23 protein-coding genes are annotated in these 26,199 nt (G+C 50.4%); 7 read left to right on the forward strand and 16 right to left on the reverse strand.

Translation table 11 applies throughout. From position 1 onward, the window contains the following. Window positions 1–170: 170 nt before the first annotated feature. Together DVH26_RS24950 and ftsW are read left to right on the forward strand one after the other, a co-directional pair. Entirely contained in the window at window positions 171–512 is a 342-nt protein-coding gene (locus DVH26_RS24950) for a YugN family protein (protein ID WP_239626632.1), read from the forward strand. Between the two features lie 12 nt (window positions 513–524). After that, window positions 525–1,694 (forward strand): putative lipid II flippase FtsW, encoded by a 1,170-nt coding sequence (gene ftsW / locus DVH26_RS24955; protein ID WP_239626634.1) that lies wholly within the window; start codon window positions 525–527, stop codon window positions 1,692–1,694. A 56-nt stretch (window positions 1,695–1,750) separates the two neighbouring features. Here the strand turns inward: ftsW and DVH26_RS24960 are convergent, their stop codons facing one another. Beyond that, window positions 1,751–2,137, reverse strand: coding sequence for an Asp23/Gls24 family envelope stress response protein (locus DVH26_RS24960; RefSeq protein WP_239626636.1), 387 nt, complete (start codon window positions 2,135–2,137; stop codon window positions 1,751–1,753). Window positions 2,138–2,225: 88 nt separating this feature from the next. After that, on the reverse strand, window positions 2,226–3,011 hold the full coding sequence (locus tag DVH26_RS24965; RefSeq protein ID WP_239626639.1) for an SDR family oxidoreductase: 786 nt from the start codon (window positions 3,009–3,011) through the stop codon (window positions 2,226–2,228). Window positions 3,012–3,129: 118 nt separating this feature from the next. On the opposite strand from DVH26_RS24965, the gene cax reads away from it, so the two are divergent. Further along, window positions 3,130–4,164, forward strand: a complete 1,035-nt coding sequence (cax, locus tag DVH26_RS24970; protein WP_239635479.1) for a calcium/proton exchanger — start codon at window positions 3,130–3,132, stop codon at window positions 4,162–4,164. 62 nt (window positions 4,165–4,226) lie between these two features. Here cax and DVH26_RS24975 read toward each other — a convergent pair whose 3' ends face one another. From DVH26_RS24975 to DVH26_RS24990, 4 genes are all read right to left on the reverse strand, one after another. Next, complete coding sequence (locus DVH26_RS24975) at window positions 4,227–4,514, reverse strand: Fpa/YlaN family protein (protein ID WP_239626641.1); 288 nt, start codon at window positions 4,512–4,514, stop codon at window positions 4,227–4,229. A gap of 232 nt (window positions 4,515–4,746) precedes the next feature. Next, entirely contained in the window at window positions 4,747–4,995 is a 249-nt protein-coding gene (locus DVH26_RS24980; RefSeq protein ID WP_094015036.1) for an HPr family phosphocarrier protein, read from the reverse strand. 94 nt (window positions 4,996–5,089) lie between these two features. Beyond that, entirely contained in the window at window positions 5,090–6,205 is a 1,116-nt protein-coding gene (locus DVH26_RS24985) for an aminopeptidase (RefSeq protein ID WP_239626643.1), read from the reverse strand. Window positions 6,206–6,225: 20 nt separating this feature from the next. Then, window positions 6,226–6,819: a TVP38/TMEM64 family protein gene (locus DVH26_RS24990; protein ID WP_239626645.1), complete on the reverse strand. Its 594-nt coding sequence runs from the start codon at window positions 6,817–6,819 to the stop codon at window positions 6,226–6,228. 342 nt (window positions 6,820–7,161) lie between these two features. Here DVH26_RS24990 and rpsD point away from each other — a divergent pair, with 342 nt between their 5' ends. Further along, window positions 7,162–7,761, forward strand: a complete 600-nt coding sequence (gene rpsD, locus DVH26_RS24995; RefSeq protein WP_239626647.1) for a 30S ribosomal protein S4 — start codon at window positions 7,162–7,164, stop codon at window positions 7,759–7,761. Window positions 7,762–7,935: 174 nt separating this feature from the next. Here the strand turns inward: rpsD and tyrS are convergent, their stop codons facing one another. Then, window positions 7,936–9,189, reverse strand: coding sequence for a tyrosine--tRNA ligase (tyrS, locus tag DVH26_RS25000; protein ID WP_239626649.1), 1,254 nt, complete (start codon window positions 9,187–9,189; stop codon window positions 7,936–7,938). 568 nt (window positions 9,190–9,757) lie between these two features. On the opposite strand from tyrS, the gene DVH26_RS25005 reads away from it, so the two are divergent. Beyond that, window positions 9,758–12,883, forward strand: a complete 3,126-nt coding sequence (locus DVH26_RS25005; RefSeq protein WP_239626650.1) for a transglycosylase domain-containing protein — start codon at window positions 9,758–9,760, stop codon at window positions 12,881–12,883. Between the two features lie 201 nt (window positions 12,884–13,084). Here the strand turns inward: DVH26_RS25005 and acsA are convergent, their stop codons facing one another. Beyond that, complete coding sequence (acsA, locus tag DVH26_RS25010; RefSeq protein ID WP_239626651.1) at window positions 13,085–14,812, reverse strand: acetate--CoA ligase; 1,728 nt, start codon at window positions 14,810–14,812, stop codon at window positions 13,085–13,087. Window positions 14,813–15,046: 234 nt separating this feature from the next. On the opposite strand from acsA, the gene DVH26_RS25015 reads away from it, so the two are divergent. Then, entirely contained in the window at window positions 15,047–15,679 is a 633-nt protein-coding gene (locus DVH26_RS25015) for a GNAT family N-acetyltransferase (RefSeq protein ID WP_239626652.1), read from the forward strand. A gap of 74 nt (window positions 15,680–15,753) precedes the next feature. Beyond that, complete coding sequence (locus tag DVH26_RS25020) at window positions 15,754–16,929, forward strand: acetoin utilization protein AcuC (RefSeq protein ID WP_239626653.1); 1,176 nt, start codon at window positions 15,754–15,756, stop codon at window positions 16,927–16,929. Window positions 16,930–17,347: 418 nt separating this feature from the next. Here DVH26_RS25020 and DVH26_RS25025 read toward each other — a convergent pair whose 3' ends face one another. The 8 genes from DVH26_RS25025 to DVH26_RS25060 all read right to left on the reverse strand — a co-directional run bounded on the left by DVH26_RS25025 (window position 17,348) and on the right by DVH26_RS25060 (window position 26,119). Continuing rightward, window positions 17,348–18,730, reverse strand: a complete 1,383-nt coding sequence (locus tag DVH26_RS25025; RefSeq protein WP_239626654.1) for a glycine--tRNA ligase — start codon at window positions 18,728–18,730, stop codon at window positions 17,348–17,350. 22 nt (window positions 18,731–18,752) lie between these two features. Then, window positions 18,753–19,454 carry a 5'-methylthioadenosine/adenosylhomocysteine nucleosidase gene (locus DVH26_RS25030; RefSeq protein WP_239626655.1) on the reverse strand — a complete coding sequence of 234 codons (702 nt, stop codon included), beginning with the start codon at window positions 19,452–19,454 and terminating at the stop codon, window positions 18,753–18,755. A 129-nt stretch (window positions 19,455–19,583) separates the two neighbouring features. Continuing rightward, window positions 19,584–20,597 (reverse strand): catabolite control protein A, encoded by a 1,014-nt coding sequence (gene ccpA / locus DVH26_RS25035; protein ID WP_239626656.1) that lies wholly within the window; start codon window positions 20,595–20,597, stop codon window positions 19,584–19,586. 234 nt (window positions 20,598–20,831) lie between these two features. After that, on the reverse strand, window positions 20,832–21,251 hold the full coding sequence (locus tag DVH26_RS25040) for a hypothetical protein (protein ID WP_239626657.1): 420 nt from the start codon (window positions 21,249–21,251) through the stop codon (window positions 20,832–20,834). 238 nt (window positions 21,252–21,489) lie between these two features. Next, on the reverse strand, window positions 21,490–21,894 hold the full coding sequence (locus DVH26_RS25045; RefSeq protein WP_239626658.1) for a VanZ family protein: 405 nt from the start codon (window positions 21,892–21,894) through the stop codon (window positions 21,490–21,492). Window positions 21,895–21,927: 33 nt separating this feature from the next. Next, window positions 21,928–22,461 carry a type 1 glutamine amidotransferase domain-containing protein gene (locus DVH26_RS25050; protein ID WP_239626659.1) on the reverse strand — a complete coding sequence of 178 codons (534 nt, stop codon included), beginning with the start codon at window positions 22,459–22,461 and terminating at the stop codon, window positions 21,928–21,930. A gap of 36 nt (window positions 22,462–22,497) precedes the next feature. After that, window positions 22,498–24,231, reverse strand: a complete 1,734-nt coding sequence (gene ptsP / locus DVH26_RS25055; RefSeq protein WP_239626660.1) for a phosphoenolpyruvate--protein phosphotransferase — start codon at window positions 24,229–24,231, stop codon at window positions 22,498–22,500. Next, on the reverse strand, window positions 24,224–26,119 hold the full coding sequence (locus tag DVH26_RS25060; RefSeq protein ID WP_239626661.1) for a glucose PTS transporter subunit IIA: 1,896 nt from the start codon (window positions 26,117–26,119) through the stop codon (window positions 24,224–24,226). The genes ptsP and DVH26_RS25060 overlap by 8 nt, the downstream gene beginning before the upstream one ends. Between the last annotated feature and the right edge of the window lie 80 nt (window positions 26,120–26,199).

The raw sequence follows: 26,199 nt of genomic DNA on the forward strand, positions 1-26,199 counted from the left end.
CATTTTACCAAATGCCCGGCTTTGTTTCATCCATGTGTCACAAGAATTTCAAATTTTTGTTGCGAGTTCACTTGGACATTTTGCATTAGGCTTGCACAACTCTGGGAAACATACTATCATGAATAAAGAATTAGAATTGATGTACTTGACTTTCTAGGAGGGCTTTACTAGTGATTATTGAAAACAGCGGATTAAAAGGGCTTAAAAGCGATCTTGCCCATTTAGATGAAGCAACGGCAAAGCTTGGTTTTGTTCGTTGGCAGTGGGAATACTATCGTGCCACTTACGACCTGAAAATTGAAGGCAACGGTAAGGAATATTTCTTGCGCATGAACACCCGCGTAGAATCCGGCAAGCTGGAATCGCCTTACGCTATTCTTTACATAGAAGACCTTTACATCGGGGTTGCGACATTCCCTCACGGTCTGGACTATCAGTCTTCGATTCCAGATTCCATTATGAAAATCGCGCAGCAAAAGCTTGCCCAGCTGAAAACCGAATTGTCCGAATAAGCGGAGGTCATCATGACTCCCCCGCGCAGAGGAACGCCGGATTTTTTGCTGCTTTTTTTAACGTTTTCGCTAGTATGTTTCGGATTGGCTATGGTATTCAGCGCGAGTATGGGATATGTACGCATTGACCCGAAGACGAAGATTGCGTTCAACGATCCATCGTATTTGGTTATTCGTCAGGCTATATCCATTGCATTGGGTACTATAGCCATGTTTTTTTGTATGAACATTGATTTCCGCAAGCTGAAAAACTGGGTTCGGCCTATGTTTGTCGTTGTGGTCATCATGCTCCTGCTCGTTCCCATTATAGGCAATGAAGTAAACGGTGCCAAAAGCTGGTTTATTATCGCCGGGTTCGGTATACAGCCCGCCGAGTTTGCCAAGCTTTCGGTTATTTTGTATCTTGCCTCGCTTATATCCAAGAAAGACGAACGGATCGAGGATTTTAAGAAAGGGCTTCTCCCAGCCTTGCTTATCGTCGGCTTCATATGCGCGCTCATTATGCTGCAGCCCGATCTCGGTTCGACCATGATATTGCTGCTATGCTCTGCTACTATTATTGTTGTCAGCGGCGCGAGACTAAAGCATATTTTTAATCTTACGCTAGCAGCGGCCGGTATGCTTTCCGTCATTATTACAGTTTATGTGATCAGTAAGGGCGGAGAAAGCTACCGAATCGACCGGTTCAAGTCGTTCATGAACCCGTGGGCGGATCCGGAAGGTACCGGGTATCATCTGATCCAATCGCTGTACGCGTTCGGACACGGAGGATTTTCCGGCGCCGGCTTCGGACAAGGCATCCAAAAGCTGCATTATTTGCCCGAGGCTCATAATGACTTCATCTTCGCCATTATTGGCGAGGAGCTCGGATTTGTCGGGGCTTCCCTGTTTATCATCATCTACCTGGCCTTCTTATGGCGAGGATTGACGGTTGCCGTACGATGCGACGACCGCTTCGGAACGCTTGCCGGCGTAGGCATCATCGGAATGATCAGTATTCAGGCCTTAATCAATCTCGGCGGCGTAACCGGCAGCATCCCGCTCACCGGCGTAACACTTCCGCTGATCAGCTACGGAGGATCCTCCATGCTAGTTACGTTGATCAGCATCGGAATTTTACTCAGCTTATCGCGAGAACATAATAAGCCGGATAAAGAAACGTCAACGAAAAAGAGAGCCTGAACCGGCTCTCTTTATTTTTGTTTGCGTATGTAGTAAGGCTAGTTCGACATTCTCGTCTATTTTACGCGCTGCGGATCTTCCGCTACGACAGCCTCTTCCTCGCGGAATGCGACGCCTTCCACTTTGACATTGACTTCGACTACGGAGAGACCGGTCATATTCTCAACCGCATCGCGAACGTTGAGCTGCAAATCGCGGCAAACTTCCTGAATTTTGCTTCCGTAGTGGACAATGACCCGCAAATCAATAGCTGCTTCCACCTGACCTACTTCGACAGAAACACCTTTTTGTACGTTTTTGCCGCTAAGCCGTTTGGCCAAACCTTCGGAAATGCCTCCCGACATCGCGGCGATCCCAGGAGTCTCCAACGCAGCTAATCCTGCGATTGTCGAAACGACATCATCTGAAATGCGAATAAGACCTGATTGAATTTCTTCGGACATACGGATCACTCCTTATGGGTTATAGTTCCATTGTAATGACTTCCCAAGTGGAAAGCAACTTGTCCGAAAACGGACTTACCTTTCACGTCTACAGCGATTTTACGGCACCGCCGTCCACATGGAATACCGACCCGGTCATGTAGCTGTTCAGCGGCGACAGCAAATAGGCGGCAATGGTTGCCAGCTCGCTCGGCTGCCCGTACCGTCCGAGCGGGATGTCCTTGCGGAGCGCCTGCTGCACTTCTTCTATTGTAGTATTCTCCCGTTCCGCTCTTAGCGAATCAAGCTCGACAAGCCGATCCGTCATAATCCGACCCGGACATACCGTATTCAGCAAAATGCCGTCTTGCGCAAATTCCATCGACAACGTCTTCATTAAACCGACAACGCCCGTACGGAACGTATTCGACAGAACGAGTCCGGGGATCGGCGTCTTGACGGAGGTGGACGCAATCGTGACGATTCTGCCGCCTTGGGCCGCCAAATGCGGATGGAACCCGCGAATGAGCCTGACTACGCTCATCATATTGCCGAAGAACGCCTTCTCCCACGCTGCATCGTCGAATGATAAAAAGCTCCCGCTTGGCGGGCCTCCCGCATTACACACGAGCGCATCTACACGATCAAACCGCTCGGTAGCGAATTGAATCAGCTTCGCAATATCGTCCGCATTGCTCACATCCACCGCCATCGATTCAACCTTGACGCCGTATTGCGCGCGAATCGTTTCGGCCGCTTCCGCAATTGCCCGCTCGCTTCGGCTGCAAAGCAGCAAATTCGCTCCTTCCGCCGCCAATTGCTCGGCTATAGCCCGTCCCAAGCCTTTGCTGGACGCGGTAACTACCGCGGTTTTTCCTTTGAGCATCAAATCCATAATACAGTCAGCCTCCTTAAAAGGAATAAGTTTACATCATCCTAAAAAATGGGTATAGTAGAATAGGTTTTGTTCATTTAGGTATACTCTACCATAAGAGGTGATCGTTTTGAAAAGCATGTTTTCCATCGGGTTGGTCGTGAGCTTCGTTCTAAGCGCTATCGCTCACTATTCCGGCCTGGTATCCTCCACCGTGCAGTTCATCATATCCTGTATAGCCATTTTGTTTGTCGCAGGCTTTCTCGGAAAAGCTACGGAAAGCGTCGCCCATTATGCGGGTGAACGGCTGGGCGGATTTTTGAATGCGACGTTCGGTAATGCGGCGGAGCTGATCATTGCGATCTTCCTGGTCAAAGACGGCATGTTCGACGTAGTGAAGGCAAGTATCACCGGTTCGATCATCGGCAACTTGCTGCTTGTCCTTGGACTCAGCTTGTTCATCGGAGGATTGAAATATAAGGAGCAAACCTTTAACATCAAGCTTGCCGGACATAACGGGTCCTTGATGCTGCTGGCTGTGATAGCTTTGTTCATTCCTGCAGCCTTCGCTCAAAGCTTGACGACCTCGGAAACGGCAAACCTGAGCATCCTAGTCGCCATCATTCTGATTGTGGCCTACTTGCTGTGGCTGCTATTCTCTATGGTTACCCATAAAAACGAGCTTGCCGACGAAGTAGTCGAGCACGGGGAGCCGGCTTGGTCCAAAGGAACTTCGATTCTGTTCCTGATTATCGCTACGGTCATGGTAGCGTTCGAGAGCGAGTGGCTGGTCGGCACATTGGAGAGCATCACCCACAAATTCGGCCTATCGGAGCTGTTCGTCGGGGCCTTTCTGATCGCCATCATCGGCAATGCGGCTGAACATAGCGCAGCGGTTATGCTTGCCAGAAAAAACCGGATCGGCGCAGCCGTAGAAATCGCTGTCGGAAGCAGCTTGCAGATTGCCCTGTTCGTAGGACCGGTGCTTGTCCTTGTATCTCTTCTCTTCGGTCAGACGATGAACATCGTATTCACCACCTTCGAGCTTGTAGCCATAGGCGTTGCCGCCATCATTGCGAAGTCGATCTCTCAAGACGGCACGACCAATTGGTTCGAAGGGGTTCTGCTGCTGGTTGTATACTGTATTCTCGGCATCGCCTTTTTCCTCGTTTAGCACCCGGTCGCCTTATATACATACATTTAGCTGCAAGAAAAAAGTAGCCTCCAAATGGAAGGCTACTTTTTCATGTTCAATGCTTCATATAGCTCAGCCAAATTGCGTTCGAGCTTAACCAGAATCTGCTTGCCTACCTGATCTGATATCAGCTCAGCTCTAATGGCAAAATCGATCTCTCTGGATAACCCATACATCTGTGTATCTAATACCTCTTCATACAGAGGACATTTACGGGTAGTTAAGTTCTCCATCTGTACTTCGATGAGCTTTTCAATTTTATCTGCATCTTCCTGAAGAAGATGAAGTGCTTTCTGAGACAGGCTAAGTAACAAATCGGATGATGACATCAAGCTTTTCCCCCCCTGTACGTACGAGTTCATAGCTTAATATTAGTCGATATTGCCTCAAGAAACAAGAGAGCGGGTAGCTGTTGTCCATATTTCCTTTAATCCCCAAGGGAATGATCGTTTCTGTCGACAGACGGCCGATATTTTGATACGGAATTCCATTACATCTTCCTATGTGGTAACAAAAAAACGGCATTTTCGCCAAGGACGAAAATACCGTTATGTCTCGCTTTTAGTCTTGGATACTGTTGATTTGCAGATTGTGCTTGGCGAACACTTCCGCCATAGCTTTCTTGGCTTCCTCAGCGTCAGGACCATGAACGTGCAGATCGTAGTTGCTGCTAGTCAGCAAGGTAGTGAACAAGCCAAGGATGCTCTTCACATCGATATACTTGTTATCATACTGCAATACAATGGACGATCTGAATTTGTTCGCTGTTTGTGAAATCTCTACAATTGCGGCGTTGTTGGCACTTGACATATTTAATCCCTCCATGCGATCAATAACATAACATTGAAAAAAGATAAATCGCTTTCTTTTTCATGATACATTGGAAAGGAATAACACGCAACTACTATTTCAAATGTTCCGGGTTCAGCCCTTCCAGCTCCGGTATCACAAATCGTCCATCCTTACGGATCAATACGTCGTCGAAATAAATTTCGCCCCCGCCGTACTCCGGACGCTGAATGAGCACCAAATCCCAATGCACGGAAGAACGGTTGCCGTTGTCCGCCTGCTCATAGGCTTGGCCCGGTGTAAAGTGCAGGCTGCCGTCGATCTTCTCGTCAAACAGCGTATCTTTCATCGGAGTGGAAATATGCGGATTGAAGCCCAGGCTGAACTCGCCGATATAGCGCGCCCCTTCATCCGAATCCAGAATTTTATTCAAACGCTCCGTATTGTTGGAGGTCGCTTCGACAATTTTGCCGTTCTCAAACCGGAACGTAATGTTCTCGAACGTAATGCCCGACTTCACGGAAGGCGTGTTGTAGCTGATGACCCCGTTGACGGAATCGCGGACCGGCGCAGTGTACACTTCCCCGTCGGGAATGTTGCGTCTGCCGCAGCATTTGACGGAGCCGATTCCTTTAATGGAAAACTGGATATCGGTTCCAGGCGAGACGATTCTCACACGATCGGTACGATTCATAAGGTCCTGCAGCGGTGTCATGGCGTCAGCCATTTTAGCATAATCGAGATTGCATACGTCAAAGTAAAAATCCTCGAACTTGGCCGTGCTCATATTGGCCAGCTGAGCCATCGACGGACTCGGGTAGCGCAGCACAACCCAGCGGGTTCTTTTTACACGCTGCTCCAGATGAACCGGTTTGCTGTAATAGGTTTCGTACAGCTTCATTTGGGCTTCCGGGACATCGGACATCTCGCTTACGTTGGAGCCGCCGCGGATCGCTACATAGCAGTTCATATCCTGCATCCGCTTCAGGTCCATTGCAGCCCAATGCTCCATCTGCTCTTTCGTAGCCTGCTGGAGCAATGCGCTTCGAACGGACGGCTCCACAAGCTCGACAAAAGGCTGTCCGCCGCGGGCGTACACTTCCTCCACAAGGCATTTGGCAATCTCCCACTCGGAGCCGATAATTTCAATCAGCACCTTTTCTCCGGCTTGAACATCCAATGAATAGCCTACAATATTTTTGGCTAGCTGCTGCAAACGTGGATCGCGCATAATCTCTTCTCCTTTGTCGTTTAGGATACCTTATTGTTTCCGTTGTCGAACCATTTCTTCTTATAAATATTACCGATGATTAGCAGAATGACGAAAATGAGCACCAACAGCAGCAGTCTGCGCTTGTACTGATGAAAATACAGCAGATCGTGTCCGAGCATCGATTCCAAGAGGATCATCGGAAGCTTGCCCACCACAGTGCCGAGCACAAAATCTCGGGTTCTCACTTTCATAACCGCCGCTGCCAAACTAATCCCGAAGGAGGGCAGTACGGGAATCACCCTCGAGATCGCTATGTAAAGAAATCCGTTTTGTTCAAGCTTGGAATTGAATTTCTTAATGTAAGCGTATTGTTCCAGCTTTTTCTCTACCCACCCCCCCGCATAATGACGGGCAACCCAAAACAAACATATGGAGCCCAGAACGGCCATCGCATAATTGACGACGAACCCGGCCCATAAACCGAATATGAGTACATTGGCGCCTGCAATGACGACAAAGGGGACAATCGGAAAGACCGTCTGCAAAAAAGCCAGCAGCCCTCCCGCCAGATGCCCCCATATTCCCCATGATTGCAGGAGCTCGGACAAATGACGGACATTCCATTCGGCCAAAGAGCATTCCTCCTTCTACATTCATTTATTGTACCACTTTTCAGGTGCTTTTCCACAATGCATATGAGGTTGTTGCATAATCGATAAAAACCGTTGAGCCACTTGACATTGGTAGGTAATTTCCTTTAGAATAAGAAGTCGAGATAAGCGTGTTCCCGATATAGGATTCGCGTTTATGGTGGAAGCATGTGTCACCCTCACTGATTTTGTTGCTGACAAGACAGCGGCTGAGATTCTTGTCAGGTGCCGTGGCCGAACGCTTCAGGCTTTAAACAAAATCGAGCATATGTTTCACCCGAGGAAACCACCCACCATTCTATTTAACAAAGGAGCTCATTATACATGTCACGCTACACAGGTCCTAAATTTAAACTTAGCCGTCGTTTGGGTATTTCCCTTAGCGGCACAGGAAAAGAATTGAAGCGCCCATTCCCTCCAGGACAACACGGTCCGGGACAACGCAAAAAAATGAGCGGTTACGGCATTCAATTGCAAGAGAAACAAAAGCTTCGCCATATGTATGGAGTGAACGAAAAACAATTCCGCAACCTGTTTGACAAAGCTACCAAACAACAAGGTATCGCGGGTGAAAACTTCATGATCTTGCTGGAAAGCCGTTTGGACAACCTGGTTTACCGTCTTGGCTTTGCTAACTCCCGTGCAGGCGCTCGTCAATTGGTATCCCATGGTCACGTTACTGTTAACGGTAAAAAAGTGGACATCGCTTCTTACCTCGTGAGCACTAGCGACGTAATCGGTCTTCGTGAAAGAAGCCGCGGCTTGTCTTCCGTTAAAGAAGCTTTGGCAAACCGCAACTACTTGCCAGCTTACCTGGAGTACAATGACGCTGCTGTAGAAGGTAAATACACTCGTCTTCCTGAGCGTTCCGAATTGCCTCAAGAAATCGACGAGAAGCAAATCGTCGAGTTCTACAGCCGTTAATTTTTGAATTTGGTTACTCAAAACTGTCCTTCACTTATGTGGAGGGCAGTTTTTTATTATACTTAATATTTGCCCTCATCCCCCTTGGAACAGCAGGTCCCCTTCGATTTGCAAAAAGAAGAGCTTGTTCCCGTTCCGTGTCGAGCGGCGAATAAGCTCTTCTCTTTTGAAACCTTATACGAATTTGGCCAGGAAGTAATTGCGCTTGCCGCGGCGAATAACGATGTACTTGCCTTCCAATCCGTCCTCAGGACGAATCACCTTGTCCAGCTCCGTCACTTTGCTGCCGTTAAGCGATACGGCGCCGCTCTCGATATCCTGCTTGGCTTGACGCTTCGACGGTACCGCCTTCACGGCAACCAGCAAATCGATCAGCGTAGTTTCGGCTGTAATTTCCGTAGAAGGAACGTCCTGGAATGCATCCTCGATCTCGCGGCCCGTCAGTATGTCCACATTGCCGCTGAACAGCACTTCCGATATTTTGATCGCGCTCAGAGTCGCTTCCTTGCCGTGTACAAGCTCCGTCACTTCACGTGCGAGAACACGCTGCGCTTCGCGTTTTTCCGGACTCGCCTGAACCTGCTCCTCCAGCTTGCCGATCTCTTCCGGCGTTAGGAATGTAAAGTATTTCAGGAATTTCACCACGTCATTGTCGTGCGTATTGATCCAGAACTGGTAGAACTGGTACGGAGACGTTTTGTCCGCATCGAGCCATACTGCGCCACCGGCCGTTTTACCGAATTTCGAGCCGTCGCTCTTGGTCACAAGAGGCATCGTTAAGCCGAACGCCTTGTTTCCTGTCGTTTTGCCGATCAAATCGAGACCTGCCGTAATATTCCCCCACTGGTCGCTACCTCCGACTTGCAGAGAGCAATTAATATCGCTGTTCATTCTAAAGAAGTCGTATGCTTGTAAGATCATGTAAGTGAACTCGGTAAACGAGATTCCATTCGCCAGACGGGAATCTACGCTGTCTTTGGCCAGCATGTAGTTAACGGAGAAATATTTGCCGACATCCCGCAGGAACGAGATAATGTTCAGCTCGCTCAGCCAGTTGTAATTGTTCGCCATCCGGGCCGGATTCTCGCTATGATCGAAATCGAGAAAACGCGACAGCTGATTCTTCAGCTTCTCGGTCCATAGCTCCACCACGTCTTGAGTGTTCAAGGAGCGTTCCGTCGAACGGCCGCTTGGGTCCCCGATCATCCCGGTTCCTCCGCCTACGAGAGCGATCGGCAGGTGTCCCGCCATCTGGAACCGCTTCAAGCACAGGATCGGCAGCAAATGGCCGATATGAAGACTGTCAGCCGTCGGATCGAAGCCGGCATACAAGACGACCCTATCCTCTTCGAGCTTCTTGGCCAATCCTTCTTCATCCGTCAATTGATGAATTAATCCTCTGTACTGCAATTCTTGTAAAATGTTCATGTTCGAGCCGACTCCCTTCTTCAATTGGAAAAATAAAAAAAGCCCTCTCATCCACAAAGGGACGAGAAGGCTGTTGCTCGCGGTACCACCCTAATTAAAGCTGCCAAAACGAAATCTGTAGTCTGGAATATTGCAAGCTTAGACTGTGATTGCGCGGCAAGACTTTCACTTTGATAACGATAACGGGTCAGACCCGGCAGGAAGCTACTTGTGCGAGACTATTGCGGGCGACTACTGTACCTAGGTACTTAGCTCCAGCATTTTGCACGTTCCCCTCCCCTGCTCCGGACGGTAATTCGAATGAAGGTCAACTGCCGATTCGCACCACCATCGGCTCTCTGGGAGCTTGATACCTTATTCTACTGCAGCAGTGTCAAGGGTTCCACCCATCGACCGCCAAATCCATCATAGCATTTGCAATATTCGGTTAAACCATGTTATATCACAAGCGATTGCGGTTGTCAAACGTTATGTCACTTATTCTTCTTTTCGTTTGTGTTCACGGTTTCCGCCTTTATGCTATAATGAACTACGTATGTTTTCCAAAATCGGGAGGATTTTTATCGGTATGGAGATGGAGAAAAATAGCAATAAGGTCAAAAAAGTATTATGGAACATAGGTAAATATACGCTCATTACTTTGAAATGGACATTCATCGTTTGCGTTATCGCCGGGTTTCTTGGCGGGGGAGCCGCATTCGGCTATGTTTCTGCACTTGTAAAGGAGGACCCTGTACGGAGCAAGGAATCGATGGTTACCCAAGTACAGGAGAATGCGATTACCGGCTTCGTCTACTTCAATGACGATAGCGTCATTGGGCAGCTTCGATCGGAGGAAGACCGCCGGATGGCCGAGCTGAGCGAAATTCCGCAGCAGCTCCTGGATGCCGTATTTGCCATCGAGGATAATAACTTTTACGAGCATCACGGGATCGACTTCAAAGGCTTGGCACGCGCCGTCGTCCAAAAGCTGTTGAGAGAAGACATTCAAACCGGAGGCAGCACGATTACCCAGCAGCTGGCTCGCCGTGTGTTCTTATCTCTGGACAAAGAGGACAGCAGGAAAGCCAAAGAAATCTTCCTCGCCATGAGGATGGAACGGCTAATGTCTAAAGATGAGATCCTTCTCGCCTACTTGAACAAGATCCCTTACGGAAACGGCTCGTCCGGCTACAACCTGTACGGAATCAAAGCTGCGGCAAAAGGCATTTTTAACATTAGCGATCTGAAAGAGCTGAACATTGCACAAGCCGCGTACTTGGCAGGATTGCCGCAGCAGCCGAGCAACTACTCGACCTTCACGAGCAAAGGGCAATTCGACGGAGCGGCTTTCAAACGAGCCGTAAACCGGCAGCAGCTAGTGTTACGGCGCATGCTGGAGGAAGGTCGCATTAATCAGGAGCAGTACAATGAGGCCATGAACTTTGACTTGCGAGCTTCTTTGGCGGAGCCTGCGAAGAAGGCTTACTCCACCTACCCTTATCTGATGCTGGAGGTTGAGAAGGAAGCCGCCAAGACGCTGCTGAAGGTGCAAGACCCTAAAACGGCTGAACAGCCAAATACGGATGCATACAACGAAGCTTTGAAAAACGTGCAGGCGCAAATGAACCGCGGCGGTTATCATATTTATACGACCATCGACAAGGACATTTACGATTCGATGCATGAGATTGCGGAGAATCCTAAGAACTTCACTCCCGATGACCCGACCAAAGGGATCGAGCAAGTCGGCGCCGTTATGATGGAGAGTAAAACCGGAGCCATTCTCGGGATGATCGAAGGGCGGGACTTCTTCAAGGAGCAGCTCAACCATGCGACGCAGGCATACCGCCAGCCGGGCTCTACGATGAAGCCTATAGCGGCTTACGTACCGGCTATCGAGAAAGGCGCCATCCAGCCGGCATCGATTATCGACGACGTCCCGGTCATTTTGAAGGACGGCACGAAGGTAGGCTACCATATCCCGGAAAACTGGGATGATCAATACCACGGCCTGGTTACGGCCCGCAGAGCATTGAACCAGTCCTATAACATTCCGGCGATCAAGCTGTTCCTGGACGTAGTCGGAATTAAGGAAGCTTGGGACTTCGCCAAGAAGCTGGGCATCACGACCATTACCAAAGAGGATTATGTTGCGCAGACCGGAGTTATCGGCGGCTTGCGGTACGGGGTTTCCGTCAAGGAATTGACCAGCGCGTATTCGGCCATCGGGAACAAAGGGATACATAACGACGCTTATCTGATTCGTAAAATTACGGATTCCAACGGCAAAACGGTCTACGAGCATGAACTCAAGCCGGAGACGCTGTTCTCCGAGCAAACCGCCTACCTGATGTCGGATATGATGCGTACCGTTATTACTGCGGGGACGGCTACAGACCTGATGAGCAAGTTCAAGCATTATGGCAAAATGCCTATCGTAGGGAAAACCGGCTCCACTCAGGACGATGCGGACGCCTGGTTTATGGGGTATACACCGGACGTTACGTTAGGTGTCTGGATCGGTTACGATTCGCCTGTTCACAAGCTGAGCAAGAAGACGGGCGGTACGAACCGGGCCAAAGATATTTGGGCTCTGTCCATGGATGCGGCGATTAATAAAAAGCCGGACTATTTCCCGACCAAAGAATTTAAGCGTCCGGAGAATATCGTGGAGATGACCGTATCCAGTCTGTCTGGCAAGCTGCCAAGCGAAGCTACAACCAAAGCCGGCAAGCTGGTTACCGATTTGTTCAACAAAAAAGCGATTCCGACTGAGGAAGACAATGTGATGGTTAAGCTCCCTATCGTGTCGTACAACGGAATCAATTACATTGCCCAATCCACAACACCGGCAGACTTCGTTCAGGAGAAAACCGTAATCAAGCGCGAGAAATCGCTGACAAGCATTATGAAGGAGCTTCAGGGCATCATTTCGAAAATTCCTGAGGACCGCCGTCAGCCGCTGGCAAAATACCGGCCAACGGATTATGACGAAGACGCGCCTTCCGAGACGGATCCAAGAACGGATGACGGCAATCCGCCTGCGGCACCTACAACGGTTGTAGCCACCCACTCGGAAGGCAACAGCGTTATTACGTTCCAGGCCAGCGGAAGTGCCGATGTCGTCGGTTACAGGCTTTACCGCTCCGTTAATAACGGCGGATTCCAGCGTGTGAACGGCAAGGTTATCCTGGCTGGGCAGGAAACGAAATTTACGGACTCGACGACGGCCACTAGTCCCGTTGGCTATTATGTTACTGCTGTCGACGTGGCGGGCAAAGAATCCGCTCCAAGCAAAGGGGCTTATACGGACGGCACCAGCATGGATCTCCTGGCCTTGGCGGATGGCAATAACACGGGCAGTCAAGGCAATTCCAAGGACAAGAACGATAATAACGAAACGAAACCAGGAGGCTCGACGCCTTCCGGACCGGCCAAGGAGGTACCTGCCGCACCTTCAGGGCTTACGATTAAAGCTAACGGAAACAGCCTTATGATGCAGTGGAAGGCGAATCCGGATAAGGATAAAGTAAAGCAATACAGCATCTATTACAGCGATAAGGAAAACGGAAACTACAAAAAGCTGGGCAACGTGCTTAATGGCACGGAATTCCGTTATTTTGCCGCCGAATACGACGGCTACTACAAGATATCGGCAGTGAACGAGCTGGGCGAATCCAAATTGTCCGCACCGGTTCACTACAAAAAGTAAGAAAAACCTCTAACGAGGTCCTTCCACGGAGGAGCGACCTCGTTAGAGGTAGTTTTATCGCCAAATAGAAATTTCACATCCGATGACTTCGGAAAGTTAAAAATTCTGAATATGATAACAAAAAAACACCCTGCAAGGAAGGCCTGAGAGCCGATTCCTTGCAGGGTGTCTTGTTTCTATAAGCTATACAACAAATGCTGATTAGTCCTCAATGGTGGAAAGGTCACCTGTTGGCAGGTTCAATTCCCAAGCCTTCAATACGCGGCGCATAATTTTACCGCTGCGGGTCTTAGGAAGCTTATCCTTGAATTCAATTTCTCTTGGCGCTGCATGCGCCGATAAGCCGATTTTTACGAATTTGGCAATGTCCGCTTTCAGCTCCTCGGACGGCTCAAAGCCTTCACGCAAAGCGATAAACGCTTTAATAATTTCGCCGCGCATAGGATCCGGCTTCCCGATTACGCCTGCTTCGGCAACGGCCGGATGCTCTACAAGCTTGCTCTCGACTTCAAACGGACCTACCCGCTCGCCGGCCGTATTGATGACGTCATCGATCCGTCCTTGGAACCAGAAGTAGCCGTCTTCGTCAGCATAAGCGGAGTCGCCGGAGATATACCAGCCTTGAATACGGAAGTACTCCTCGTACTTCGCCGGGTTGTTCCAAATCTTGCGCATCATGGACGGCCAAGGCGTCTTGATCGCCAGGTTGCCCATACGGTACGGCGGCAAAATGTTGCCTGCATCGTCGACGATAGCCGCTTCTACACCAGGGATCGGCTTGCCCATGGAACCAGGACGAATTGCCATAGCAGGATAGTTACAGATTAACTGTCCGCCGGTTTCCGTCATCCACCATGTATCGTGGATCCGCTGATTATATACCTTCAATCCCCAACGTACGACTTCAGGGTTAAGAGGCTCACCTACGCTAAGCACATGACGAAGTGAGGACAGATTGAACTGCTTCGACACATCGTCTCCTGCACCCATGAGCATGCGGAACGCCGTTGGAGCGCTGTACCAGACGGATACGCCGTACTTCTCCAGCGTCCGATACCAATCCTGAGGGCTGAATCTTCCGCCTCGGATGACATTCGTTGCACCGTTCAGCCAAGGTGCAAAAATACCGTAAGAAGTACCGGTTACCCAACCCGGGTCCGCTGTACACCAGTAAACATCGTTGTCCTGCAAATCCAGCACGATGCGTCCTGTATAATAATGCTGCAGCATCGCGTTATGGACATGGAATACGCCCTTCGGCTTACCTGTCGAACCGGATGTATAATGAATCAGCATCCCGTCTTCGCGGTCCACCCATTCGATGTCGAGTTGATCGGAGGCTTGAGCCATTTCCTGATGGAAGTCGATCTGTCCTTCGGATAACTGAATATCCTCGCCGACAAGAATCACATGCTTCAATTCGGGCAGCTCCGCAACCGGAACACGGGATACCTGCGAGGGCGTCGTAATGATGGCTACCGCTCCGCTATCCTGTAGACGGTCCTTAACGGCGGTCTCCATGAATGCCTCGAAGAGAGGACCAACCACTGCGCCCACCTTGAGGGAACCGATTAAAGAAAAGTACAGCTCCGGAGTTCTTGGCATGAAGATAAACACGCGATCTCCCTTGCCGATGCCCAGCTTGCGGAGGACATTACCGAAGCGGTTGGATTGAAGCTTCATTTGCTCATATGTGTAGCTCTCGTCCCGCTTGTCATCACTGTAGTATAATGCAATTTTATCGCGTCTCTCGGCGGATTCCGCATGGCGGTCGATCGCTTCGTAAGCCATGTTCACTTTTCCGGTAGAAGACCAGGAGAATTGCTTCTCGATAGCTTCCCAGCTGAAATGGGCGCGCTCTTCCTCGTAATTTTTCATATTCGCTGTTGTAGATACGGCTTCAATAATTTCTTTATTTGCGTGATCCATTCTGCTACCTCCTAAAATGAACATTTTTCCATTTTCATTGAAACGCTTTCATTCATAAGTAAGATCGATGGTTTTGCTTCATCAGGTATTATACCACAGTCTCAATTTTTCGACTATTTCTTTTATTGATCTCTTATTTTTGATATAGTAACTACAAGCATGGGTGCGCAAAACCAACCTGTCGTTAAACCGGACTCACTCCGCTTGATCCGCAAGAAGGGAGACAACTTGCAAATGGAGCATTACAAAATTTATCATTCCCGTCGCGTACCCTATCGCGATTCGCAGATTACAGTGGAAGGCCCTGTGCCTCCTGAACAATTGAAATCGTACCGGATGCATCCCGATCTGGATGCGTTTCGCCGTCCCAAGGAGCAATTCGAAGCTCTGATTGAAATAGCAGAGCTCCCGGAAGGCCGGATCATTATCTCCCGGCTGGATGATCAGATCGTCGGCTATGTCACCTTCCATTACCCTGATGAAATGGAACGGTGGTCGGAAGGCAACATGGAGGATTTGATCGAGCTGGGAGCTATCGAGGTCGCTGACGATTACCGGGGCTGCAGTCTCGGAAAGCATATGATCCAGCTTGCGTTCGAACAAGATCAATTGGAGAATGCAATTGTTTTCGCTACAGAATATTATTGGCATTGGGATCTGGAAAAAAGCGGGCTTAACGTATGGGATTACCGTAAGCTGATGGAGAAGCTGATGAAGAGCGTCGATATGGTCTGGTTCGCTACGGACGATCCCGAAATTTGCTCTCATCCTGCCAATTGCCTTATGGTTCGAATCGGCAAGCAAGTGCCGTTATCTTCGGTTGAGCAGTTCGACCGCGTTCGTTTTCGGCAGCGGTTCATGTATTAAACGACGTTGCAAATTCATTAACCTCTATCACGGTACATAGGACAGTAGAGGAACGAGCCATGGGGGCGGAACATATGACTACATCATCTTTATTCATATATGATGAACGAGAAACCGGCTACCGTTTTCAGGCCGATCATCCTTTTAACCAGGAGCGGCTGCGCTTGACGGTCGACCTGCTGCGCAAGCTGGGGGCACTGCCGGAATCGGCGGTCCGTGCTCCTCAGCATGCAACCGATGAACAGCTTCTAGCCGTTCACAGTGCTGATTATATCGAAGCGGTGAAAGCGCTTAGTCAAGACCAGCCTGATGAAGAGTGGCTTAGCCGCGTTGAGAAATATGGCTTCGATTCCGAGGATACGCCTTACTTTCCGCGTATGCACGAGATTACCTCGCTGCTCGTAGGAGGCTCGGTCAAAGCCGTCGACGAAGTCATGAGCGGACAAACCGAGCATGCCCTCCATCTCGGCGGCGGGCTTCATCATGCATTGCGCAACAAGGCCGCGGGCTTTTGCATCTACAACGACGCCTCCGTGGCGATCCAGCATGCGAGACACCGTTACGGCGCCCGCGTTCTGTATATCGATACGGACGTGCACCACGGGGACGGTGTCCAATGGAGCTTCTACAGCGAACCCGACGTATGCACGCTGTCGATCCATGAGACCGGGAAATATTTGTTTCCCGGTACCGGTGCGGTGAACGAGCGCGGCGAAGGCACCGCGTTCGGCACCTGTATTAACATTCCAGTCGAGCCGTATACGGAAGACGACTCCTGGCTGGAATGTCTCGAGGAAGTGCTGGACCGGGTCGCGGCGCATTTTCAGCCGGACCTTATCGTATCGCAGCATGGATGCGACGCCCATGCTTACGATCCATTGTCCCATGTCCATTGCTCCATGGACATTTACAAGGCGATGCCGCGCCTGATCCACCGCCTGGCCCACCAATACAGCGGTGGGCGCTGGGTGGCGCTTGGCGGCGGCGGGTACGACTTCTGGCGCGTTGTACCGCGCGCCTGGAGCCTGCTCTGGCTCGAGATGAGCGACCACCCTATGGTCGCCCAGCTCGAGCGCGAGCAGGACATGGAGCTGCCTCTCGCGTGGCTGTCGCAGTGGCAGCTCCACAGCCCGGTCGAGCTGCCGACCACGTGGCTCGACGGCAAAGACTGGGCGCCGATGCCGCGGCGCCAGGAGGTCACTGCCAAGAATCGCCAGACGAAGGAGCTGGCGATGCTGTACTTGCCTTAAAACAACCGCGAACGGCCCTGCTAAAGGGCCGTTCGCTTTTTCATCCTAATCCCATCAGCCTCACAATGCTTCATCTCCCCTTCCTTCCTCCTCTACAAGTTCCATCTTTCATCCTCCCATGCCCTGCCCGCATCTTCTAGCATCCATCTCGACACCATAGTTACACGAGCATTCAACCGTAGTCTGGGGGAAAATTCAGTTTATCCAAATTTCACCAAATAGTGCGGGAAGGCCGGGTTCTCCTCTAGGATCTCATCCGCCTCCTATGCTTTTGTGAAAATCCCAATAGAAAGCTATAACTAAATGTGTCCCCGAAAACAAATGCGGCCGGAGGGGCTGACCACCGGGAACCCTGAACTCGCCAACAAAGCTTAACAAAAAAAAGCCCGCACCCTGTGAGTGCGGACTTTAATTTTACTTAAAATTGAATGTTTTGTTCAATGAATGCTTTCAGCTCGCTGATCGGCATCCGGGTTTGCTCCATCGTGTCGCGGTGACGTACCGTAACTTGACCGTCCTGCTCGGATTCGAAGTCGTACGTGATGCAGAAAGGAGTACCGATTTCATCGTGACGGCGGTATCTTTTACCGATCGAGCCTGCATCGTCATAATCGACCATGAAGTCCTTCGACAAGTCTTCGAAGATTTTTTGCGCGCCTTCAGCCAGCTTTTTGGAAAGCGGGAAGATGGCTGCCTTGATCGGTGCAAGCGCCGGATGGAAACGCAGCACAGTACGGCTGTCGTCGCCTTCAAGCTGTTGCTCCTCATACGCATCGATCAGGAACGCCAGCGTTACGCGGTCCGCTCCAAGAGACGGCTCGATGCAGTAAGGAATGTAGCGCTCGTTCGATTCCTGGTCGATATAATTGAAATCTTCGCCGGAATGCTCCATATGCTGCTTCAAATCGTAATCCGTACGGTCTGCGATGCCCCATAGCTCGCCCCAGCCGAATGGGAATTTGAATTCAATATCTGTCGTTGCGTTGCTGTAGTGGGACAGCTCATCATCGGAATGGTCGCGAAGTCGGATACTAGCTTCTTTCAAGCCGAGACTCATCAGCCATTGGAAGCAAAAATTTCTCCAGTATTCGAACCATTGCAGGTCCTCGCCCGGTTTGCAGAAAAATTCCAGCTCCATTTGCTCGAACTCGCGGGTACGGAACGTAAAGTTACCAGGTGTAATCTCGTTACGGAAGCTTTTGCCGATTTGGCCGATACCGAACGGCAGCTTCTTTCTCATGGTCCGCTGCACGTTCTTGAAGTTGACGAAAATCCCTTGAGCCGTCTCCGGACGCATATACACTACGTTCGCGCTCGATTCCGTTACACCCTGGAACGTCTTGAACATCAGGTTGAACTGGCGGATGTCGGTGTAATCGAAAGCGCCGCAATCCGGACATACGATGTTATGCTCCTTGATCAAATCCATCATCTGATCGAAGGTCATGCCGTCCACTACGATCTCGATGCCCTTTTCGTTCAACGCATTCTCGATGATTTTGTCCGCACGGTGACGGGATTTACATTTCTTACAGTCGATCATAGGATCGTTGAAGTTGCCGACGTGGCCGGAAGCAACCCAAGCTTGCGGATTCATCAAAATCGCGGCATCCAAACCTACGTTGTATGGCGATTGCTGGATGAATTTTTTCCACCATGCGCGTTTGATATTGTTTTTGAGCTCTACACCCAAAGGACCGTAATCCCATGTATTGGCCAAGCCTCCGTAAATTTCGGAACCCGGGAAAATAAAGCCTCTATGCTTCGCTAGCGCAACTACTTGATCCATTGTTACTGTCATGATTGTTCTCTCCTTCTAAATTCTACAGATGCTTCAACATATGCTCGACGATCCGATAAGAATTCTCGGATGCTTGCACAGTAAATTCGGCAAAATTGACATGCGCGGACCCATCCGCTTTATCAGACATGGAACGAATAATTACATGCGGGATACTGTTCATGGCGCATACTTGTGCAACGGCCGCTCCCTCCATCTCCGTGCACGCCCCCTGCAGCTCGCTAAAGAGCCTGGAGACAGTCTCGCGGCTTGCGATAAACTGGTCGCCGGACAATACTCTGCCGACCTTCACGCGGCCGTCAAACAGCTCTGCGCTCGCATTAACGGCCAATTGCCGCAGAGACTCGTCGGAAGCAAACAAGGATGTCTCCTCGTACGGAATCGTACCGAGCGGAAATCCAAGAGCAGTCACATCCATATCATGCTGCATGGACTCCGACGACACGACAATATCCCCTACGTTAAGCTCCGGATCTACAGCTCCGGCTACTCCCGTAAAGATGATCGCATCGACTCCGAACGTGTCGATCAGAACCTGGGTGGTCACCGCCGCATTCACTTTCCCTACACCGGATTTACATAGTACGATCGATTTGCCGTGAAACAGGCCCTCCCTGAACTGCACTTTGGCCTTTTCCGTTAGCTGCACCTGCTCCATGTGCTGCAAAAATTGTTCAATTTCTTCTTTCATCGCGCCAATCACGCCGATTTTTTTGTAAGACAAATTCGTTCCTCCTATGAAAAAGGCATCGGATTAAATAACCAATCGAATCGACCCTTACCGGATCGCCGTATATGTACAGCTTCCTGCCATAGAAGCCTCTCTTTGGCCCTCACAAAAGAAAGTGGCTCATTAACGATGAGCCACCGAGTTTCTATGAATGACCTCATGCGGTAAAACAACCTGCATTTGCTCCGATGCATCTTTGGTTTCTTTGTTCATCAGCTTCGTCAAGAGGCGCATCGATACCGCTCCGATATCGTACATCGGCATAGCCACTGTAGTAAGCTGAGGCCGTACCATCGACGCCATCCGGATGTTGTCGACGCTGATTACCGACATGTCGTCAGGAACCTTCAGCCCGTTATCCTGCAGCGTGTGAATGGCACCGATAGCCATTTCGTCGGTTGCCGCGAAAATAGCGGTAGGGCGATCGCTCAGCTCGAGGAAATGCTTGGTCACTTCGAGGCCGGATTCGTACCGGTAGTTACCAATGCGGACATATTCTTCACGGACCGGAATGCCAGCCGCTTCGAGCGCCTTCTTGTATCCTTGGTAACGGGAAAATCCGTTGGCAGGATCCTGCAGCGTCCCCGAAATCATCGCGATGTTGCGGTGTCCCTGCTCGATCAGCACGTTTACCGCGTCGAATGCCGCCTTCTCATGGTCGATGTCAACGGATGCGATCGTATTCTTCTCATCGGTTGTCGCGCACAGAACGATAGGTACAGCCGACGTTTTGAATGCTTGAATATGCTCGTCCGTTACAACGCCGCCCATAAACAGCAAACCATCCACTTGCTTCTCCAGCAAGGTGTTGATGACGCGAATTTCCTTCTCTTTCTTCTTATCCGCGTTACTCAAGATAATATTGTAATGGTACATATTGGCAATATCTTCGATTCCTCTGGCAACTTCAGAGAAAATGGAATTCGAAATGTCGGGAATGACAACTCCGACCGTAGTGGTCTTCTTGCTCGCCAAGCCTCTGGCAACGGCATTAGGACGGTATCCGAGGCGTTCGATCGCTTCGAAAACCTTTTTTCGCGTCTGCGGCTTCACATTGGGATTGTTATTGACAACCCGTGAAACGGTTGCCATGGAAACGCCTGCTTCTCTGGCTACATCATAAATGGTTACAGTCACGGTCATTCTCTCCAATATATTAAAATGTATAATGCTTCGATCATCTGCTATTAAGCCCTATCATACGACAAAATACGGTTAAACGCAACGAATACGCCACGTTCCTACATTTATAGTATCAAAAAATGCAAAAAAAGCCAACTGCAGCGCAGTTAGCTTGTCAAAACGAGCCTATAATGTGTGTATAAGACCTGTTTGAGTTACATCTACTCTTCTCATTTTCTTTGTCGTACGTTACGCCAAATCATTGACGGACAGCGAATGCTTCGCAATTTGGCCCAGCCTTTTTTGAATGTCGGCCTGCCATGTCTCGTCATGTAACGATTGTGCGAGCAGCAAAAGATCGAGAAGCTCGTTAATCCGATCCTCCACGATTTTTTCCACGGGATCTGCAGCATACTGCTTCTCCGTCACCTTTTTCATCAGGTGGGCTATTTCGCTGATCTCGTGAAAAGATAATTGCTGCTTCTCAGGTAAGCTTCCCAGCTTTCCGATAATGCCGGTAAGCTCAGGCTTCACTTCTGCGAATACTTCGCTGCGCTGGCACGATTCGCAGGAAAAGACCGGCACATTTTCAATTTCCACTTTGTTCTGATAGATGACCGTTCGCAGCTTAATGTTCATAGCGCTGCCACACTTGCACTGCTTCTGCAACCATTACCACTCCTTCATCCCACCGACAACACCTTCGCGAGTACTTGTTACCGCAATGCCTCTGAACAGAGTAAAAAGACACTCTTTGGAAAGAGGCCCCGACTGGTTGTCTTTCGAATCCCACGATGTTTGAAACCGTCTCGCGATCCCACTAGGACCGGATCCGAGCGTTTCGTTTCCTGTGTATCAAATATTCTACTTTGGAGAGCAAACTCCTGCTCTTCTCAAGATAGCAATATTAACCACCGGTCCACTGCCGGAACGTTTTATTGACGATAGGAATGGTCAGAAACAGCATGGCCAGCGCGGCGCCGATTCCGTCATTGCGCAGGTCCAGCGGATCGGGCGATCGTCCGGGAACGAACGATTGATGATATTCGTCCGTCACCCCGTAGAGCAGACATAGCAGCACGACCAAAGCTTTCATGCCCCAGGTCAGCTTTCGGCCCGTGATCCCCCAAGCGAACGTAAGCGCCAGTACAAAATAAGCGGCAAAATGGCCCCAATCAAAGCCTTGCATAAAAGGCAAAAAACGTTGTATTTCACTAAGCCACCCGTTCATATCGTCCCCTGTGTTGCTGGATAAGTAAAAAATAGCGGTCATACAGAGGATGGAGGGAAGCCACCGCACGGCATATCTCATTTCTATAGCTCCCAGCCTTCGCGCAAGCGACGATTATTTTGTCGTATATTCGGCCAGCACGCGGACGAATTGCTTAGTAAAAGCAGGCAAATCCGGCGGTCTGCGCCCGGACACGATATTCCGGTCGACGACAACCTCTTCATCGACCCAGATCGCTCCCGCATTTTCCAGATCATCCTTGATTCCCGGCGTAGATGTCATCGTGTAGCCTGCGCATATTTTCGCGGAAGCGAGCACCCAGCCTGCATGGCATATATGAGCAATAGGCTTCTCAGCCTCATGAAATTCTCTAGTCAGACGAAGCACGTCGGCATATCGGCGCAGCTTATCGGGCGCCCAGCCTCCTGGTACATACAATCCTATATAGTCCGATGATTTCACATCTTCCAGCGCATATTCCGTTGTCAGCGGTACGCCGTATTTTCCATGATAAACCGTGTTCGCTTTCGGCCCTGCCAAATGAACCTCCGCTCCCGCTTCGCGCAGCCGGAGTACCGGATACCACATTTCCAAATCCTCGAATTCTTCATCGACAAACGCGAGTACTTTGTATCCTTTCAGTTCCATTCGTTGCTCCACCCTTCCTCATGCTCTTTTTCTTATTTATTTGGCTACTACATCCTGCCTCAAATTGGAGTTCAATACATCCAGCACCGATTTGCTGTCCGTACATTTCAGCAGCTCGTCCCAAACCGCCGCTCCTTCCTGGAAATGGCTTTGCAGCAAGCTGTTCTTGACCCGCAAAATCGACTGCAGCGACATGCTGAGCTCCGTTAGGCCTAAGCCTAGCCAGATCGGCAGCGCTCTGATGTCTCCCGCCATTTCGCCGCACACGCTGACATGGATCTTGGCCGCTTTGGCCGCTTCTACGGTCGTTTTCAGCATACGAAGCACGGCAGGATGGAACGGATCGTATAAGTGGGCCACCTGCTCGTTCATCCGGTCGACGGCCAATATGTATTGGACCAGGTCGTTCGTGCCGATACTGAAGAAATCCACCTTGGCCGCCAGCAGGTCGGAGATAATGACCGCGGCCGGCACCTCGATCATGATACCGACTTCAATATGAGGCTGGAACGGAAAGCCTTCCTCCGTCAGCTCTTTTTTGGCGGCATCCAGCACCTCGTTGGCTTTGCGCAGCTCTTCGAGAGATGATATCATCGGATACAAAATTTTAATATTGCCGTAATGGCTCGCCCGCAAAATAGCCCGAAGCTGCGTTTTGAACAAATCCGTACGATCCAGCGAAATCCGGATAGCTCTATACCCTAGAGACGGATTGTCTTCCTCCGGCAGCTCGATATAATCGAGGCTCTTGTCCCCGCCGATGTCGAGCGTGCGAATGACCACGCGCCTGCCCTGCAGCTTCTCGGCCACCTCACGGTACACCTCGAACTGCTCCTCCTCGAGCGGCAGGCTGTCGCGGTCCATATACAGAAACTCGGTCCGGAACAATCCGACACCGGAGGCGCCGTTCTTGATGACCTGATCGAGCTCCTTGACGGAGCTGATATTGGCGGCCAGCTGAAACGCTATTCCATCCGCGGTTTGAGCCGGGACATGAGCCAGCGCCTGCAGCCGCTCCTTCATCTTTTGCAATATCGCTTTGCGCGTTGTATATTCCTCGATCAGCTCATCGGAAGGGTTGATATAGACGCGGCCCTCATCCCCGTCGATAATGAGATAATCGCCGTTTTGGATCGCCGTGCTAAGGTTTCCGTCCAGCCCCAATACGTAAGGAGTACCCATGGCGCGCGCCATAATGGCTACATGAGACGTTTTCCCGCCGAGCATCGTGACGAGACCGAGTGCCAACTCCGTGTCGAGATGAACCATCTGCGACGGAGACAGCTCCTTGGCTACCACAATGTACGGCTGATCCTTCGGCGGCAGCGTCTCCTCCAGTGCTCCGAGCAAATGCTTGAGAAGCCGGTTGCCGACATCCTTTATATCAAGCGCTCGTTCCTTCATGTATTGATCGTCCAGCAGATCGAACATATTCACGAACTTCTCGATGGCTTCCTTTACCGCCACCTCCGCCGCTTTGTATTGGCGCTGCATAATTCCCTGCACTTCGTTCATGAATATCGGATCTTCCAATATCGCCAAGTGCGCGTCAAAGATCGACGTTTGCTCCTCGCCCAATACGGAAACGAATTCCTGCTTTATCGTTTCAATCTCGTTTCTGGAAGAACGGATCCCGTCGTATAACCGCTCGAATTCGTACGCCAAATCCGTTACATCAATCAGTTTCTCCGGAAAATCCCACTCCCAGGTCGGGATGACAAAAGCTCTTCCCATTGCTATTCCTGACGAAGCTCCGATCCCCTCAGCCAAATGCGCTCCCTCCCCCTGTACCTGTAGCGTCCTTCAGGACAACGGACATCACGGATGCCTGCCCTTTTTTCACCGCTTTGTACGATGCAAAGCTCCATGATTTCACTTTGTCTACATTCGTTATAATCATTGGCGTTGCAAGCGATTTGCTGTTCTGCTTCACCTTTTGCAGATTAAAGCTGATGAGCAGCTGTCCTGCATCGACATAATCGCCTTCCTTGATATGCGCGGTAAACCATTTGCCTTGCAGCTGCGACGTATCGATCCCGATGTGCAGCAGCACCTCGAGCCCTTCCTCCGTCTGGATTCCCACGGCATGAAGTGTCGGATACAGGATCATGATTTTCCCCGCAACCGGCGCAACCAGTTCTCCCTTCTCCGGTACAAAGGCTACCCCGTTGCCGACGAGCTTCCCTGCAAAAATTTGATCGGGTACGTCTTCGAGCGGTATCATCCGCCCTTGCATCGGCGCGCTGAACATAACCTGCTGGATATCTTTCATCAGCACCTTCTTGATTTCCTCGCGAATAATTTCGGAGTAGGTACCGAATACAACTTGAACGTTGCCCCCGCCAAGGCGGATGACACCGGCTGCCCCCAAATTTTTCAATGCGGCGATGTCGAGGAGCTTGTCATTATCCAACGTCAGTCTCAGACGGGTTATACAAGCTTCAATGTTCTTGATGTTGTTCTTGCCGCCCAATGCCTGCAAAATTAATGGGGAGCGGTAAGGAATATCGCCCGCCCATTCTTCCAGCTGTGAGCCTTCCTCACGACCCGCCGTAGGAAGCTGAAATCTCCGGATGGCCCAGCGGAACAGGTAATAGTAGACGAAGAAATAGCCTATTCCGATCGGTATCAGCAGCCACCCGTTATGCGCAAGGTGCAGGTTGATCAAAAAGTCGATCGCCCCAGCGGAATAAGAGAATCCATGATGAATATCAAAATAATAGGCAATCGACATGGACAGCCCCGACAAAATGGCGTGAACGATGAATAAATAAGGAGCCACAAACAGAAAAGCGAACTCAATCGGTTCGGTTACTCCCGTCAAGAACGACGCTAAAGCCGCAGTCAAGAACGTCGCGCGAATTTTCGGCTTTAAGTCTTCCCTTGCTTCCTGAATGATGGCAAGCGCTATAGCAGGCAGCGCAAACATCATGATCGGGTACAGCCCCGCCATGTAAATCCCTGCCGTCGGGTCTCCCGCAAAGAACCGGGGCAAGTCTCCGAATACCATCTCACCGCTAGGTTTCTCGTAAGCGCCAAGCTGGAACCAGAAAAAGTTGTTGAATACGTGATGCAGTCCGGAAGGGACCAGCAACCGGTGGATAACTCCATATACGAACGCCCCGAAGCCCCCTAAACCGAGGATGGCGGTAGAGAGCGTTTGCATAAAATATTCCAAATAAGGCCCGATCTGAATCGTAATGAAACTGAGCACCAGGATGGACAGCCCCATTAACAGCGGAACCATTCGCGGACCGCCAAAAAACTGAATATATTCCGGCAGCTGAATATTTTTTACCCGATGATACAGGACAGCCGCAATAAGCCCGATCAGGATTCCCCCGGGAATGCCGAGATGGAACTCATCTCCTAGATAATGCTTCGTCGCCTGATTGAACATCAGCTGTCCAATCAGCGCGGACATCCCTGCGATGCCGGCGCCCTCCGTCAAGCCCAAAGCTACGCCAACGGCGAAAATCATAGGCAAATACGTAAAGATCGTATTGCCGAAAAATATCATGATTTCCCCTAAACGGGCCATATGTAAATCTTGCCAAGGCAGCGTTCCGAGCCGCAGCAATATCGCCGCAACGGGTATTGTAATGGTCGGAAGCATCAATGACCGACCTAACTGCTGCAAATTACCCATCCAGTTCAATCCAACCGCTCCCTCCTTTCTCTATCGATGGTAAGGCCATTGTCCCATTTTGTCAAACAACCCCAAACGCTTTGTTCGGG

It is taken from the genome of Paenibacillus sp. H1-7, from assembly GCF_022354825.1.
Lineage (GTDB): Bacteria > Bacillota > Bacilli > Paenibacillales > NBRC-103111 > Paenibacillus_S.